The sequence below is a fragment of the Pseudomonas sp. UBA1879 genome (genome assembly GCF_002338065.1).
Taxonomy (GTDB): domain Bacteria; phylum Pseudomonadota; class Gammaproteobacteria; order Pseudomonadales; family Pseudomonadaceae; genus Aquipseudomonas.
Map to the genome: position 1 here is coordinate 701,699 of NZ_DDHJ01000015.1, position 14,847 is coordinate 716,545.

Genomic DNA, 14,847 nt, shown 5'->3' on the forward strand with positions numbered 1-14,847 from the left:
TTCAGGGCTTGATGTCTTGCGGCATTTCATGGGACGCAGCCACGGGCAGCGGTGCCGTGGCGATGTCTTCCAGGGATCGATTCTTGGTTTCCGGGCCGATCGACCCGACAATCACGGCCTGCAACAACAGAGTGCCGACGATCAGCGTGATGACCCCGACGATGCCGAAACCGGCGAACACCGAGGCGATGGCATACGGCACGAGGATGTTCACGCCACGGCCGATGGCGTTGCACAAGCCGGCACCGCGCAGGCGCAGCTCGGTGGGAAACAGCTCGGGCACGTAACTGGCCACGCTCAACGACGACAGCACATAAATGCAGGCGGTGATGGCAAAGCCGGCGGCAATGATCGCGGTTTCCGATTCAGCGAAGGGGTAACTGACGCCGAAGCCAATGCCTACCAGGGAGAACAGCACGATCCCCCATTTGCGTCCCAGTCGCTCGGCCAGGGCAAAGGCGATCAACGACCCCAACGGCCCACCGGCGAACATCAACGTGGTCAGCCCCAGGGAGTTGGATACGCTATGGCCCTGCTGCACCAGAAACGTCGGGATCCAGCTGACGAAGGCGTAGTTGACGGTGAACAGCGCCACCAGCACGGTGATGCCGGTGATGGTGCGGGTCAGCAGACGCCGGGAGAACAGGTCACGTATTCGCGCGGGCGCTGTGTCGAGGGTCGAAGTGATCTGCGCGGGCGCCGCACTGAGCGGTGCGACACCGCAACGCGCTTCGATGGTGGCGACGATCTTCTCGGCCTCGTCCTGCCGCCCTTGGGACGCCAGCCAGCGCGGCGATTCCGGCATGTTTTTGCGCAGGAACCAGACGATCAGCGCGCCCACCCCGGCGATGGCGAACATCCAGCGCCAGCCGAAACGGGGGATGATCAGCCAGCCAAGGAAGGCCGCGAGAAACAGCGAGGTGTTGATGATCAGGTTGAGAATGGTGCCGAAGCGACCGCGCCAGGCGGCGGGAATGAATTCGCTGAGGGTGCCGTAACCCACGACAATCTCGGCGCCCATGCCGACGCCCATCACCAGTCGAAAGAAGATCAGCCAGTACATGTTCGGAGCCAGCGCGGCGGCGATCGATGCGAAGCCGTAGATGCCTAGGTTGAATTGGTAGGTGAAGCGCCGCCCGAAGCGATCGCCCAATACCCCCGACAGCCAGGCCCCCGCCATCATGCCGATGAACGTGACCGAGACAAAGGTGGCGTTCAGTGCCAACGTGGATTCATGGCTGTTGATCAATGCCGCGAGGACCGACCCGGCGATGTAGATGTCGAACGAGTCGAAAAACATCCCGGCGGCGATAAGACCGAGCAGACGGTAATGAAAGCCTGACAGTGACAGCCGGTCCAGGCGCAGTCCGATGCTGGATGCTGCGTTCATGTGCGTTCCTCATCGTTATTGTTATAGGTGTTCGCGAAGCAGCGTCATCGAGGGGTATGGGCGGCTGCGTCCAGTGCCTGCTCCAGTAACGGCGCCGCCAATTGCGCGCCATGGATGCCAATCACGCTGACGATTTCCAGCATCTCCATGATCTCTTCCTTGGTCGCGCCGTAACCCAGGGCATTGCGCATGTGCAGCTTGAGGCCCGGCACGTAGAGATGCGTGGCAGCGGCGTCGAACGCGCAATACATCAACTCTTTGACCTTGGGCTCCAGCACCCCCGTGCGCCACGGCACCGACGAGAATTCGACGTAGGTCTCGAACATCTCCGGGTCCAGTTCCAGCAGGCCTTCCCACGACGGATGCCAATAGCCACGGTTTTCGATAAAGCTGGCCTTGAGTGCCTCGCGGCGTGCATCCAGGGGTTCAGGGCCGTTGCGCAGGCCCTCCTCTTCCAGCACTTCCAGCAGTACCGGCACCCCGACGTTGGACGCGTGAATGCCGACGGTGCTGATCAACTCCAGCACCTCGGTCAGTTCCTCGCGGGTCGCGCCGTGCTCGATGGCTGACTGAATGTGCTCTTGAATGCCGGGTTGAAACAGATGCGTGGCGTTGGCACTGGCGACCAGTGCAATGAACGACTTGACCTTGTTCGGCAGGTGATTTTTGTGCCAGGGCACCGACGCGAATTTCGCATAGGCCTCGACGAAACCGGGGTCCAGACGCAAGAGGCTGTCCCAGCCCTCATTCCACGTGCCATGGCGCGTAAACGCGGTTTTGGCCTGTTGTTGTTTTTCGGTGAGGCTCATGGTGTTCCTCATAGATCCCAAGTGCGATGAAAGAGGCTATCGGGCGGTGCGATCGCCTGTGAAAACGCGGTAATGGGTAGGCGCGTGGCGTGTCCTGCGATCGGCGGCGAAGCGGTCGTGAAACCCTGTGACCCGGTCGTATCAATCAGGTCGCGTGCCCGGGATTAGCTGCCGGTCCCCGGCAGATTGCGGGGCACGCCACGCGCCTACGGTGAACAGCCCCTACGAATCAGCCCGCCCCGCGCAAATAATCCTCATCCGCCACCGCTTCCTGCCACACGGTCTTGCCGATGGAGGTGGCGGTGTGGACCATGAAATTCTTGGTGTTGGCGCCGTGCCAATGCCGTTCGTTCGGGCCGATCCACACCGTGTCGCCCTGACGAATCGCTTGCGGCGCGCTGCCCTCGAGACAGATCCAGCCGCTGCCCGACGTCACGTACAGCACTTGCCCCTGTTCGTGGTAATGCCAAAACGTGCGGGCGCCCGGGTTGAACGAGACGTTGTTGATGGTCACGCCGTCGGTGGTGGGCATGACCGGATCGGCCCAGACCACGCCAGTGAACGTCGCGCCACGTTGCTCGGAAATCGCGCCTTCGACAGCGCCGTGAAAAACCTTCATGCCTTGACTCCTTTTGTGTTCGCCGTGGCGGATTCGTGCAGACGCACCCCACCGGACATGTCGCCGATGGCGTCCACCACGCGGTTGCTGATCAGGTCGCCATAACCCAAGGCCGTTTGCAGGCCAAAACTGGCCAGCGGCCCCGATGCGTTGAGCGAAGCGACGCCCAGTTCGCGAACGCGGTCGAGGTACAGCACCACGTCCTTGCTCATCAATTTGCCGGTCAGGCCGCCTTCGAGGTAATTGCCATCGACGATGTGCGGGAAGCGGTTCTGCGTGGCGAAGTTCACCCCGCTGCTGCTGTTCAACACGTCGAGCAAACGATGCAGGTCCAGGCCCGCTTTCTTGCCTGCCACCATGACCTCGGCCGTGGCCGCGAGGCTCACCGCGTTGAGGAAGTTGTTCAGCAATTTGGTGGTGTGCCCGGCGCCGCTTTCACCCATCAGAAACACTTTGCTGGCGATGGGATCGAACACCCAGGCCAGGGCGTCTACCGTGGCGGCGTCGCCACCCACCATCAGGGTCAACGCGCCCTTCTCCGCTGCCGCCGCACCTCCGGAAATCCCGGCGTCGACGTACTGCACGCCGCGCTCGGCAAACAGGCCATGCAGGCGGATGGTCGAACTCGCCGCCGCCGTACTCAGATCAACGACCACCTGACCTTCGCGACAATGCGCCAAAAGCCCGTTTGGCCCCTCGACGACGGCCTCGACCACCTTGCTGTCGGGCAACGACAGCAGCACCACGCCAGCCTCGGCGGCCACGTTGGCAACCGATTCCGCTACCTGCGCGCCAGCGGTCTTGACCCGCTCGGCGTCGGTGTCAAACCCAAGCACGCTGAGCCCGGCATTCACCAGACAGCGCGTCATGCGCCCGCCCATGTTGCCCAGCCCGATGAAACCCACGGTTTTGCTATTCACGACAGCGCTCCTCACGTGCAGAGAATCTTAGAAATCCACGTCTTTGGTTTCTGGCCCCATGTAGGCGCCGATGGTCGCGATCACGCCGCCGATCACCAGCAGTACGGCCGGGGTCACAGTGAACGGCATGAACTCGCCGAGCCAGGCCATGTAAAAAGCGTAGAAAGACGGGATGATCACCGACAGGCTGAATCCGACACCGAATCCGGTGGCGCGCACGTCGGTCACGAAACGCTCGTTGATGTAAGTCACGATCACGCCCCAAGGCGCGGTCACCAACACCGACAGCACGCACACCAGGGTGATGATCATCGGCAGGCTCAGGCCTTGAACGTTGGCCAGCACGTACATGATCGCGGCGCCCAGCGTGGCGATGATCGGCCCGAGAATGATGAAGAAGCGCCGGCGGCCAATCTTCTGGCCGATCATCCCCGAGGCGATGTAGCTGAAGAACAGCACCGAATACGCAATCAGCAGCGTGCCAGTGACTTCCATACCCGAGAGGTGCAAGGTGTTGCGCAGTAAGCCGGTGGGGAGAAAGATCGTGATGATGTTCTGCGTCAGCCAGAAGCCGGTCATCATCAGCAGCACTTGCAGCAGGTTGCGCCCGCTCTTGCCTCGAATCAGGTCGGTAAGCGGCAGCTTCTCGCGGGGTTTGTTGCCGGTTTCGCTTTCCCAGATTTCCGATTCCGACACGGCGTACACGTAGTACAGCGCCAGCACACCGGCCAGCACTGCGCCGATCACGAACGGAATGCGCCAGCCCCATTGCACGTAAGGCGAACCGGGGCCGTCGAGGGGGAACAGCATGAACATCAGCATCGCGACGAGGTTGATGCTGACGTAAGCCAAGGGGAATCCGGCGATGATCAGGCTGCCGACGAAGCCGCGCTGGTGTTTCTTCGAATACTCGATGGCCAAGGGCATCGCCCCGGTGTAGCCGCCGCCAAGGAAGATCCCGTCGACAAAGCGCAACAGCACCAGCAACCAGTACGACGCGATGCCGATGGTTTCATAGCCGGGCAGCAGCGCGATCAGCAGCGTGACAACGCCGAAGCCGGACACCGAGTAAACCGACGCCATGCGGCGTCCGGTCTTGTCGGCGATCATGCCGAACAGCAAGGCGCCGATCGGCCGGCCCAGCAACGTGGTGATGAACACCAGCGAGGCCAGAATCGCCGCCATGCCGGGCGACATTTGCGTAGGTTGGAAGTAGAACAACACCGGGGACAACACCACCACCGGCAAATAGATGTCGAACATGTCGATGTATTCGGAGAAAAACGCGCCTTTGATGGCGTTTCTTCTCTTCTTCTCGATCGATTGTTCGGTTTCAGCCGCCGATCTGGCTGGGGCGTAGGTGCTCATGACGTGTTCCTTATAGTTATTGTCGGACGCAAGCATGGGGATGGACGATTCAGCTGGCGGTTTCGGCCTCGTACGCCTTGATCGCCTCGGACGCGACACGGAAGGCCGCCAGGCCCAGTGGCGCGCCGCAATACACCGCCGCCTGCATCAGCACGGCGCGAATTTCATCTTGGGTCACGCCGTTGCGTAAGGCGCCGCGGACGTGAATGCCCAGCTCGTGGTGCTGGCTCATGGCAGTCAGCATCGCGATATTGATGATGCTGCGGGTCTTGAACGAGAGCGTCGGGTCGCCCCAGATTTCGCCCCAGCAGACTTCGGTGACCATCTTCTGCATGGGCCGGTTGAAGTCGTCGGCCGCCGCCCAGGACTTCTCGACATGGCGGTCGCCCAACACTTCCTTGCGATTGTTGAAGCCTTGGTTGAAGCGTTCGTTGTCACTCATAGCGTTATCACCTTATTCGTACGATCGACTGATTGTCATACAGTTGAAACGGGCAAAATTTTTTCGAGCTTGGGCGGTGAATCCTGTAGCGACTCAGCTGCCGTAGCCCACCAATGCCTTGACTTCCAGGTACTCGCGCAAACCGTATTCGCCCCACTCGCGGCCATTGCCCGAGCGTTTTACTCCGCCAAACGGTGCGGCGAAATCAGCGGGCGGGTAATTCAAGTGCACGCTGCCCGCCTGCAATTGGCGGGCAACCTGACGCGCGCGTTGCTGATCACTGGATTGCACATACGCCGCCAACCCGTAATGGGTGCCGTTGGCGATGGCCAGTGCTTGCGCTTCGCTGTCGTAAGGGATCATCGACAACACCGGGCCGAAGATTTCCTCCTGGGCGATGGTCATGTCCGGCGCCACGCTGGCGAAGACGGTCGGCCTGGCGTAGTAACCCTTCTCGATGCCCGCCGGCAGCCCGACCCCTCCCGTCACCAGCTGCGCACCTTCGTCGATGCCGCTTTGAATCAGTGCCTGCACCCGACGGAATTGCGCCCGGTTGACCAGCGGACCGAGCTGGGTCGCTTCGTCGGTGGTGGGACCGACCCGATAACCTTCGGCGGCGGTTTTAGCGATCTGGATCGCCTCGTCCATCAGCTGCCGCGGGATCAGCATGCGGGTCGGTATCGAGCACGACTGGCCGCTATTGGTGAAACACGCTGCGACACCACGGGTCACGGCGTCCTGCAGATTGACGTCGTCGAGCAGAATGTTCGCCGACTTGCCGCCCAACTCTTGCGCGACGCGCTTGACGGTGTCGGCAGCGGATTTGGCCACCAGCACACCGGCGCGGGTCGAACCGGTGAACGACAGCATGTCGATGTCCGGGTGTGTCGAGAGGGCCGCGCCGACGCCCGGCCCGTCGCCGTTGACCAGGTTAAAGACGCCCGGTGGCACGCCCGCCTCGTCCAGCACTTCGGCGAACAGCAGACTGCTCAGCGGTGAATATTCGCTGGGCTTGAGGACCATGGTGCAACCCGCCGCCAACGCTGGCCCGACCTTGACCACAATCTGGTTGATCGGCCAATTCCACGGCGTGATCAGACCGCAGACGCCTACCGGCTCGTGCCGAATCAGGGTGCTGACCTGAGCCTCTTCGAACTGGAAGCGCTGCAGCACCTCAATCAGTTGATTGAGGTGCTGCCACCCGCGTGGTACCTGAAATGCGCGGGAAAAGGTGATGGGCGATCCCATCTCGACGCGCATGGCCTCGGCGAATTCTTCTTGGCGCCGCTCATAGATCGAGACGATGCGCTTCAGTAACGCGATGCGCTCGACCACTGAGGTCTGGGCGTAGTCAGGCAACGCCTTGCGGGCGGCGGCGACAGCCCGGTCAACGTCGGTGGCATCGCCCAACGCCAGGCGCTCGACCACGGTCTCGGTGGCCGGATCAACGACGTCGAACCAGGCAGGCGACGCCGGATCGACCCAGCGCCCATCGATGTAGAACTTGGCAGCGTTTGACATGGGATCGGGTTCCTTCACTCGCCTTGCTTGGCCAGCATGCGGTACATCTCGGTGTGGTCGGTGGTGGGCGTGGCATCCTGCGCCACGTCGTTCCAGACCTTGATCGCGCTTTGGCCGAAAATCATCGGGTACTCCAGCGCGTCCGACAGGCCCTTGGCGATCTTCAGGTCCTTGTTCATCAGTTGCATGGAGAAGCCCGAACCGAAGGTGCCGCTGAGCATGAATTGCTTGGCTTTGTTCAGCGACGTGTTGCTGCCGCCGCTAGAGGCGTTGAGCACATCGACCATGACGCCGGGGTCGATGCCGAAACGCTTGGCGACATGCAACGCTTCGACCGTGGCCATCAGGCCCGCCGCCGAGACAAAGTTGTTCAGCGCCTTGGCAGCGTGACCCGACCCGGCGTCACCGATGTGCAGAATGTTCTTGCCCATGGCATCCAGCACCGGCCGGCATTGCTGCATGACCTCGGCATCGCCCCCGACCAGAATCGCCAGGCTGCCGTCCACGGCACGCTTCACGCCACCGGAGACGGGAGCGTCCAGGTATTGAAGATTGTGGGTTTTGAGTGTCTGGCCCAAGTCCCTGGAACGGGCAGGCTCCGACGAACTCATGTCGATCACTACAGCCTGTGGCGCCAGCGAGGCCGCCCACCCGCCTTCGCCCAGCAACACGTTCTCGACAATGGTCGAGTTCGGCAGCATGGTGATGAGGATGTCGAGGGACTTGGCGTTTTCGGGGGTCAACGCGCTGGCGTTGAGGGTCGCCTGTACGTCGCGCAGACGCCCGGCATCGGCGTCAGCAAGAAACAGTTGGAAGCCGGCTTTGGCCAGGCAGGCGGTCATGGGCGTGCCCATCATGCCCAGTCCGATAAAACCGATACGTTGCGGTTGCGTCATGTTCGTGCCCTTTGATTTTTATGTTCTTGTCAATCGGGTCGAGGCGTCGTCATGCAATGCTGCGTGACGTTCGCCAGCAGGTGAAATAAAACTATAGGACTGTCATACAATCGGTCAATAGGCTAATTTACGGTTTCTTACCAGCGGCACCTGCTTTCAGTCTTTGTGAGCAGCACTTAAACAGGAGAAGAAAAATGATCGTTGAATTGCGCACCTATCACTGTGCTCCCGGGCGTTTGCCGGCGCTGCACGATCGGTTTACCGGCATTACGTTGGGGTTTTTCGAGCAATACGGGATCAAGCAGGTCGGGTTCTGGACCAACCTGACGGGGGCGACCAATCAGTCGTTGACCTACATGCTGCAGTGGGAAAGCCTGGCCGAACGTGAGACCAAGTGGAATGCGTTTCAGGCAGATGCGGACTGGATCGCCAAACGCGCGGCGACGGAAGCGCAAGCGATTATCGTGGAGCGGATTGAGGTGCAGTTTATGGCGCCTACTGCGTATTCCGCGTTGCGTTGAAAGGTTTTTGCCGTGGGGATGGGGGCAGATCCATTGCCGGGAGTGGGGCTGATATCGGTTCCGCCCTTACGGCGGGTCACTTTTCTTTCGGGAAAAGTAACCCAAACCATTTGCTCCTGGTTTGGCCCTGACTTCGTCAGGGTTCCCCAACGCTGGCCACGCTCCGTGGGCCCGCCGCGAAGGGCCATCCATGGCCCAGCGCGGCGCTCGGCCTGCACCCAAGTCGCGTTCGGCGGTGTCTGGGCTATCGCGTATGAAGATCAAGAGCCAGAGCAAGAGCGAACTTCGCGCTTGAAGGTGCACGTTATTACGGTGGTAAAGGGTCAGCCTGAAGGCCTGGTCCAACACCGACCTCTGTAGGAGCAGCCGGAGGCACGACGGCCGCGATGGCGGACGGTCAGACGACGCATCGCCACTTGAACCACCGCATCGCTGCCGTCGTCCCTCCGGCGTCTGCTACAAAAGGATGGCGAACCCGAAACCACGGTATCCGGCCAGTTATTGCACCGAATGCACCTCTGTCGCCGCCAGCAGTTCGAGCACGTTTTTCGAGGCGTTTTCGACGTGGAGCAGTGCGGCGGCGCAGGCGCCTTCTTCGTCGCGCAGTTGGATGTTGCGGACGATTTCCTTGAGTTCGGCGAGGGTGTGGGGCATGCGGCCTTCGCGGCCCAGTGACAAGGCGCGCAGGAGGCTGACGCGGTTATTGAGTTGTTCGAGCATGCCGCCGACGACGCGGCTTTGTTCGATGTCGAGCAGGACGTGGTAGAAGCGGCGTTTGATGTCGAGCAAGGCCGTGCCGTCGACGCTGGTGGTGCGGGATTGTTCGGCGAATTCGTCGAAGACTTCGCTCAGTTCGCCGATGTCTTCATTGCTCGCGTAGCGCACGAAGTTGCGCACGGCGAGGACTTCCAGTGCGCCGCGTACGTCGTAAATTTGCACAGCGTCTTTGGCATCCACTGATGCCACGTAGGCGCCGCGATGGGGCACCTGCTCCACCAGACCTTCGGCCTCCAGTTGCCGCAACGCTTCGCGCAATGAGGTACGGCTGACGTCCAGCGCGGTGTACAGCTGTTGTTCGACCAGGCGATCGCCGGGTTTGAAACGGCCCGAGATGATTTCATTGCGCAGTGCATCCTGCACTTGATGCCGCAAGGACGACGCCTGACGTTGTACTTTCATGCTGTATTCCTGAAGACCTGTAACTACGGTGAAGGCGACCCTGCCGTGTGAGGGTCACGTTGAATCTGCGGGACGATCCTCATGATGCGCCCCGCCGATAGCAATCGTATTGTATTACAGGAATTTTCGGGGAATTTAAATCGGCAGGTGATCTCAAGGGCGCCACGCGACAGAGCAACTGGCGGGTGAAGGTGTCCAATCGGTCAAGCGTGTGACGACCGAACCCCAGCACCTCCCGCCAGCCCTCTTTCGCGAGCCTGAGCGCGTATCCGACGAACGTTACTTCGTGAACGTCGTGTAGCTGTTGATCAGGTTGCGGTAGTTCGGGATGCGCTGGGACAGCAGGTTGGCCAGGCCTTCCATGTCGTTGCGCCAGTCGCGTTGCAGCTCGCAGGCCACGGCGAACCAGTTGACCAGTTGCGCGCCGGCAGCGGACATACGCGCCCAGGCGGCTTGCTGTACGGTTTCGTTGAACGTGCCAGAGGCGTCGGTCACCACGAACACGTCAAAGCCTTCTTCCAGCGCACACAGGGTCGGGAACGCCACGCAGACATCGGTCACCACACCGGCGATGATCAACTGCTTGCGGCCGGTGGCCTTGACCGCCTGGACGAAATCTTCGTTGTCCCAGGCGTTGATCTGGCCAGGACGGGCGATGTAGGGCGCGTCCGGGAACATTTCTTTCAGCTCTGGCACCAGCGGGCCGTTCGGGCCGGACTCGAAGCTGGTGGTCAGGATCGTTGGCAGTTTGAAGAATTTGGCGCAATCGGCCAGGGCCAGCACGTTGTTCTTGAACTCGTTCGGCGAGAAATCCTGCACCAGCGAGATCAGGCCCGTTTGGTGGTCGACCAGCAGGACCACGGCATCGTTGATGTCCAGACGTTTGTAGGGAACGGTCATGATTGACTCCATTGTGTAAATGACAGGTGTGTGGCGTTTCGTTTAGCGGCAGGCCAGCGAGCGACGCTGTCTCGTGCCCTCGCCCATCCCGCTCGGCGAGGGGGGGTCAGGCTCTGTTCAAGCGACCGTCACAGACTGTGTGAAAACTACTGCGGGCTGAGCGCCTTCGGCGTTACGCACATGATGCTGCGTTAAAAACAGGCGAGAAATGCTCATTTAGAACACCTGGAGTCGCTCGCGACCCCGGCCGTTTTTCGCCTGTTTTGCGTTGCCTCATCTTCACTCGTGACGTTTTTACCCACTCTGGTCAGAACGCGAAGCACGAACAGCCAAACGCACCCCAGAAGCCCTGGAAGTCGCTGACCGGCACTCTCGACATCCGGGCCTTGTCATGGCTGTGGGCATGCACGCCGCACGGCCCGCTGCATTGATGAACGACAGCGGCCAGCGGCGGGCCTTGACGCCAGTGGCCCGGGACCTTGGCCACCGGCGACCAGTCCGGCAGCACCGGCACGCTCGGCGGGGCCAGATCGTCGAATTCTTCGGTGGCGTACACCACCTTGCCGTCAACGAGGGTCAGCACCGACTCGGTCCACTTGATCGACTCTTCCGGCACGCTGAAGAAGTCCTGCGACAGGGCGACCACGTCCGCGAGCTGGCCGACCTTGATCTGGCCTTTCTTGCCCTGCTCGGACGAGAACCAGGCGCTGCCACGGGTGAACAGCTCCAGCGCGGTCTCGCGGGACAGGCCTTCCGGGTACAACGCCAGGCCGCCAACGGTACGGCCGCTGACCATCCAGTACAGTGAGGTCCACGGGTTGTAGCTCGACACGCGGGTGGCGTCGGTCCCCGCCCCCACGGGCACGCCTTCGGCCAGCATGCGCTTGATCGGCGGCGTCGCTTCGGCGGCCTGCTTGCCGTATCGGTCAACAAAATATTCGCCTTGGAACGCCATGCGGTCCTGAATCGCGATGCCACCGCCCAGCGCCTTCACCCGCTCGATGTTCTGCGGCGTGATAGTTTCGCAGTGGTCGAAGAACCATGGAATGCCGTTGAACGGGATCTCGCGGTTGACCTTCTCGAACACGTCGAGCATGCGCGAGATCGACTCGTCATAAGTGGCGTGCAGGCGGAACGGCCAGCGGTGTTCGACCAGATGGCGCACCACCGGCTCAAGGTCCTGCTCCATGCCAGGCGGCAGGTCCGGGCGCGGTTCGAGGAAGTCTTCGAAGTCGGCGGCGGAGAACGTCAGCATTTCGCCCGCGCCGTTGTGGCGCAGGAAGTCGTCGCCCTGATGCAGGGTCACGCTGCTGGTCCAGTGCTTGAAGTCGTTGAGTTCTTCTTTGGGCTTCTGGGTGAACAGGTTATAGGCGATGCGCACGGTCAGCTGGTTGGCCTCGGCCAACTGGGTGATGACGGCGTAGTCGTCCGGGTAGTTCTGGAAGCCGCCACCGGCGTCGATGGCGCTGGTCAGGCCGAGGCGATTGAGTTCGCGCATGAACTGACGCGTCGAGTTGATCTGATATTCCAGCGGCAGTTTCGGCCCCTTGGCGAGGGTCGAGTAGAGAATCATCGCATTGGGCCTGGCCACCAGCATCCCGGTTGGATCGCCCTTGCTGTCCCGCACGATCTCGCCCCCTGGCGGGTTCGGCGTGTCGCGGGTGTAACCGGCCACGCGCAACGCGGCGCGGTTGAGCAAGGCACGGTCATACAGGTGCAGGACGAACACCGGCGTGTCCGGCGCGGCCTGATTGAGCTCTTCCAGTGTCGGCATGCGTTTTTCAGCGAATTGGAATTCGTTCCACCCGCCGACCACGCGCACCCACTGCGGGGTCGGGGTGCGATCGGCCTGCGCCTTGAGCATGCGCAGGGCGTCGGCCAGCGACGGCACGCCTTCCCAGCGCAGTTCGAGGTTGTAGTTGAGGCCGCCACGGATCAGGTGCAAATGGGAGTCGTTGAGCCCCGGGATGACCGTGCGCTGGTGCATGTCGATGACCCGCGTGGCGCTGCCGCGCAGGGACATGATCTCGGCGTCGGTGCCCACTGCCACGAACTTGCCGCCGCCGATGGCCACGGCGCTGGCCTTGGGTTTTTCCGGGTCGACCGTGTGGAAATGGCCGTTGTAGAGAATCAGATCGACGTTCATCGCGCCTCCGGGGGCAGAAGAATGAGTGGTACCGACGGCCAGGCCGGCGACGGGGAATGAGGAGAAAACGGCTGCCGCAGCGCTGAGCAACGAGCTGTTGGCGACAAAGCGGCGACGGTCACTGTTGGCGGGGTCATCCTTCATGCTCGGCTCCGGGCAGCGGTTCAGGTTTGGCGTTCAGCCAGGGCGCGGCCAGCTTTGTCGCTTGAGGCATCAGCAGGTACACCACCAGCAACACGATGGTGATCGTCACCAGCATCGTGCTGATCACGTAGTTGGCGAGCAACGGGAACGCGCGGAAGACGGGGCCCCACAGCAGCGGGATCAGCAGGGTCAGCGGGCAGATCACGCAGAAGGTCACCACCGCCTGTTTCCAGCGTGGCGGCGGTGGCAGCTCGCTGGCCGGGACGAACCAGAATTCGCTGTGGCGATTGACCTCGGTGGTGTCGCCGTCGGCCAGCATGTGCGCCACTTCAGCGACCAGGTCGCGGCGCTGGGTGGAGCTGAGCCAGCTCTGCATGACCTCGGTGCAGGAGAAGCGCAGCACACAGGTGAAGGTGTGCAAACCGTCGGACTTGCCGCGAACGACGTCCACTCCGAGGTGCCCCGGATAGGTGCTGGCAATGGTGACCGTGCGTCGCAGCCAGGCTTCGTATTGCGTTTCCATCCCGTGCTTGACGCGGTGCTTGACCACCAGCGTAACGATCTCGTCGGGTGACAATGCTGACGGCGCGGGGATGTCGGCGGACTGAACGGTTTCAGGCATAGCGAAGCGCTCCCGGAAGACGAAGATTGAGCGCCAGACGACCCGGGCCGGCAATCAATACGCTGGCGAAAATGATGATCAGCAACCAGCCGAACTGGGCTTGCTCCACGCTCCAGTCACCGTGCACCACGATCAGCGCCACCAGCAGCAGCAACAACACCGGCACGCAGGCGAGCCGCGTCAGTACACCTGCGAGAATCAGCAGCGGACACAACACCTCGGCGAAAATCGCCATGCTCAGGGTCAGGGCGCCGCCCATGTGGAAAGGATCTTCAATCAACGTCAGTTGCGCGTTGTAATCGAGCAGCTTGGGCAAGCCGTGGACGAGCAGCAGAAACAGCGCGCCACTGACCCGCAGGAACAACAGCCCCAGGTCCAGCGCGCGGTCGTTTAAAGTCGAATAGCTCATTGCGCACCAACGGGTTCAGGAATACCGTCGCCTGTTGACGAGAGGGACGGGTCTTGAAGCCATAGTGTCGTGGCTGAATTGGAGGGTATTGAACGGACGTGCTGTGAATGGACGGTTTGTGCGTGGGAGCGGGACGGGTGAATCAGACAGACCGCATTCGCTGCCGAGATAATCGATCAGCGAATGAGGAGTGCCTACAACGCCGACTCAGTTGGCTTCCTGAATCTGCCCCTTGCGCTCCATGATCATCCGCTCACCGCTCTGCTGGCGCTGTTGTTGCAGGGAATCACCGTTCCCGCTGGAAGAGGGTGCCGATGACGAGCCACCCACACCATTGCCCGGCCTCAATCCCGGATTGGTGGTGCCCACGTTGCCGTTGTTGACGCCTCCGTTGCTCACGCCATTTTGCCCGGCCCTGTTATTGACGCCGTTGGTGGTCGAGCTGTTCGGCGCGGTGGTGTTGTTGCTATTACTTCCGTTGGTTCCGGTGGCGTTCGTATTGCTGCTGTTACTGCCGTTAGTGTGGGCGGCGTCAGTGCCGTTCGCGTTCGTGCCGTTAGTGCCCGTCGCATTGGTGTTTCCGCTATTGGTGCCGTTTGTTCCAGCGGCATTGGTATTCCCGCTGTTCGTACCGTTAGTGCCCGTGGCATTGGTGTTACTGCTGTTGGTGCCATTGGTCCCGGTGGCGTTGGTATTGCCGCTGTTACTGCCATTGGTGCCTGACGCCCCGGTTCCGGTCGCGCCACCGGTTCCGGCACCCGCAGCGCCACCCCCTGAGGCCCCGCCTCCCGCCCCGCCACCGCCAATGCCTGACGCTGCGAGCATCAAGGGCGATGAAACGGCGGATTGCGCCACCACGCCGCCCGATGCGACGGCGACCGCGATAAACAACAAGGGCATCAAGGTCTTGCGCGAATTGATCATTGTCGTCTCTCCAGAATGACTGCAAAGGGTATGAGCG

The 14,847-nt window shown here is 61.7% G+C and carries 16 protein-coding genes; 2 read left to right on the forward strand and 14 right to left on the reverse strand.

Translation table 11 applies throughout. The features are described 5' to 3' along the window. Nucleotide 1 precedes the first annotated feature (1 nt). The 8 genes from B3N48_RS18245 to B3N48_RS18280 all read right to left on the reverse strand — a co-directional run bounded on the left by B3N48_RS18245 (nt 2) and on the right by B3N48_RS18280 (nt 7,965). Nucleotides 2–1,390, reverse strand: coding sequence for an MFS transporter (locus tag B3N48_RS18245; protein ID WP_296186082.1), 1,389 nt, complete (start codon nt 1,388–1,390; stop codon nt 2–4). A 44-nt stretch (nt 1,391–1,434) separates the two neighbouring features. Beyond that, nucleotides 1,435–2,199 carry a carboxymuconolactone decarboxylase family protein gene (locus B3N48_RS18250; RefSeq protein WP_296186084.1) on the reverse strand — a complete coding sequence of 255 codons (765 nt, stop codon included), beginning with the start codon at nt 2,197–2,199 and terminating at the stop codon, nt 1,435–1,437. Between the two features lie 229 nt (nt 2,200–2,428). Next, nucleotides 2,429–2,818, reverse strand: coding sequence for a cupin domain-containing protein (locus B3N48_RS18255; protein ID WP_296186086.1), 390 nt, complete (start codon nt 2,816–2,818; stop codon nt 2,429–2,431). Next, complete coding sequence (locus B3N48_RS18260; RefSeq protein WP_296186090.1) at nt 2,815–3,738, reverse strand: NAD(P)-dependent oxidoreductase; 924 nt, start codon at nt 3,736–3,738, stop codon at nt 2,815–2,817. Before B3N48_RS18260 ends, B3N48_RS18255 begins: the two co-directional genes overlap by 4 nt. 27 nt (nt 3,739–3,765) lie before the next feature. Beyond that, nucleotides 3,766–5,106, reverse strand: coding sequence for an MFS transporter (locus B3N48_RS18265; protein WP_296186092.1), 1,341 nt, complete (start codon nt 5,104–5,106; stop codon nt 3,766–3,768). A gap of 49 nt (nt 5,107–5,155) precedes the next feature. Beyond that, nucleotides 5,156–5,548, reverse strand: coding sequence for a carboxymuconolactone decarboxylase family protein (locus B3N48_RS18270; protein WP_296186093.1), 393 nt, complete (start codon nt 5,546–5,548; stop codon nt 5,156–5,158). Between the two features lie 93 nt (nt 5,549–5,641). Further along, nucleotides 5,642–7,069 carry an aldehyde dehydrogenase family protein gene (locus B3N48_RS18275; protein ID WP_296186095.1) on the reverse strand — a complete coding sequence of 476 codons (1,428 nt, stop codon included), beginning with the start codon at nt 7,067–7,069 and terminating at the stop codon, nt 5,642–5,644. A gap of 14 nt (nt 7,070–7,083) precedes the next feature. Continuing rightward, a complete protein-coding gene (locus B3N48_RS18280; protein ID WP_296186098.1) occupies nt 7,084–7,965 on the reverse strand; it encodes an NAD(P)-dependent oxidoreductase in 882 nt (293 codons plus the stop codon). Between the two features lie 194 nt (nt 7,966–8,159). Here B3N48_RS18280 and B3N48_RS18285 point away from each other — a divergent pair, with 194 nt between their 5' ends. Then, nucleotides 8,160–8,486, forward strand: a complete 327-nt coding sequence (locus tag B3N48_RS18285) for an NIPSNAP family protein (RefSeq protein ID WP_296186101.1) — start codon at nt 8,160–8,162, stop codon at nt 8,484–8,486. Between the two features lie 498 nt (nt 8,487–8,984). On the opposite strand, the gene B3N48_RS18290 is transcribed toward B3N48_RS18285, so the two are convergent. The 6 genes from B3N48_RS18290 to B3N48_RS18315 form a co-directional block, all read right to left on the reverse strand. Next, nucleotides 8,985–9,665, reverse strand: a complete 681-nt coding sequence (locus B3N48_RS18290) for a GntR family transcriptional regulator (RefSeq protein WP_296186103.1) — start codon at nt 9,663–9,665, stop codon at nt 8,985–8,987. A gap of 279 nt (nt 9,666–9,944) precedes the next feature. Then, on the reverse strand, nt 9,945–10,565 hold the full coding sequence (ycaC, locus tag B3N48_RS18295) for an isochorismate family cysteine hydrolase YcaC (protein ID WP_296186105.1): 621 nt from the start codon (nt 10,563–10,565) through the stop codon (nt 9,945–9,947). A 307-nt stretch (nt 10,566–10,872) separates the two neighbouring features. Then, nucleotides 10,873–12,711 carry an amidohydrolase gene (locus B3N48_RS18300; RefSeq protein ID WP_296186184.1) on the reverse strand — a complete coding sequence of 613 codons (1,839 nt, stop codon included), beginning with the start codon at nt 12,709–12,711 and terminating at the stop codon, nt 10,873–10,875. 133 nt (nt 12,712–12,844) lie between these two features. After that, nucleotides 12,845–13,477 carry an antibiotic biosynthesis monooxygenase gene (locus B3N48_RS18305; protein WP_296186106.1) on the reverse strand — a complete coding sequence of 211 codons (633 nt, stop codon included), beginning with the start codon at nt 13,475–13,477 and terminating at the stop codon, nt 12,845–12,847. Then, nucleotides 13,470–13,886: a DoxX family protein gene (locus tag B3N48_RS18310; RefSeq protein ID WP_296186108.1), complete on the reverse strand. Its 417-nt coding sequence runs from the start codon at nt 13,884–13,886 to the stop codon at nt 13,470–13,472. The genes B3N48_RS18305 and B3N48_RS18310 overlap by 8 nt, the downstream gene beginning before the upstream one ends. A gap of 207 nt (nt 13,887–14,093) precedes the next feature. Then, on the reverse strand, nt 14,094–14,285 hold the full coding sequence (locus tag B3N48_RS18315; RefSeq protein ID WP_296186110.1) for a hypothetical protein: 192 nt from the start codon (nt 14,283–14,285) through the stop codon (nt 14,094–14,096). On the opposite strand from B3N48_RS18315, the gene B3N48_RS18320 reads away from it, so the two are divergent. After that, nucleotides 14,278–14,829, forward strand: coding sequence for a hypothetical protein (locus B3N48_RS18320; RefSeq protein ID WP_296186111.1), 552 nt, complete (start codon nt 14,278–14,280; stop codon nt 14,827–14,829). The genes B3N48_RS18315 and B3N48_RS18320 overlap by 8 nt on opposite strands. The last annotated feature ends 18 nt before the right edge of the window (nt 14,830–14,847 follow it).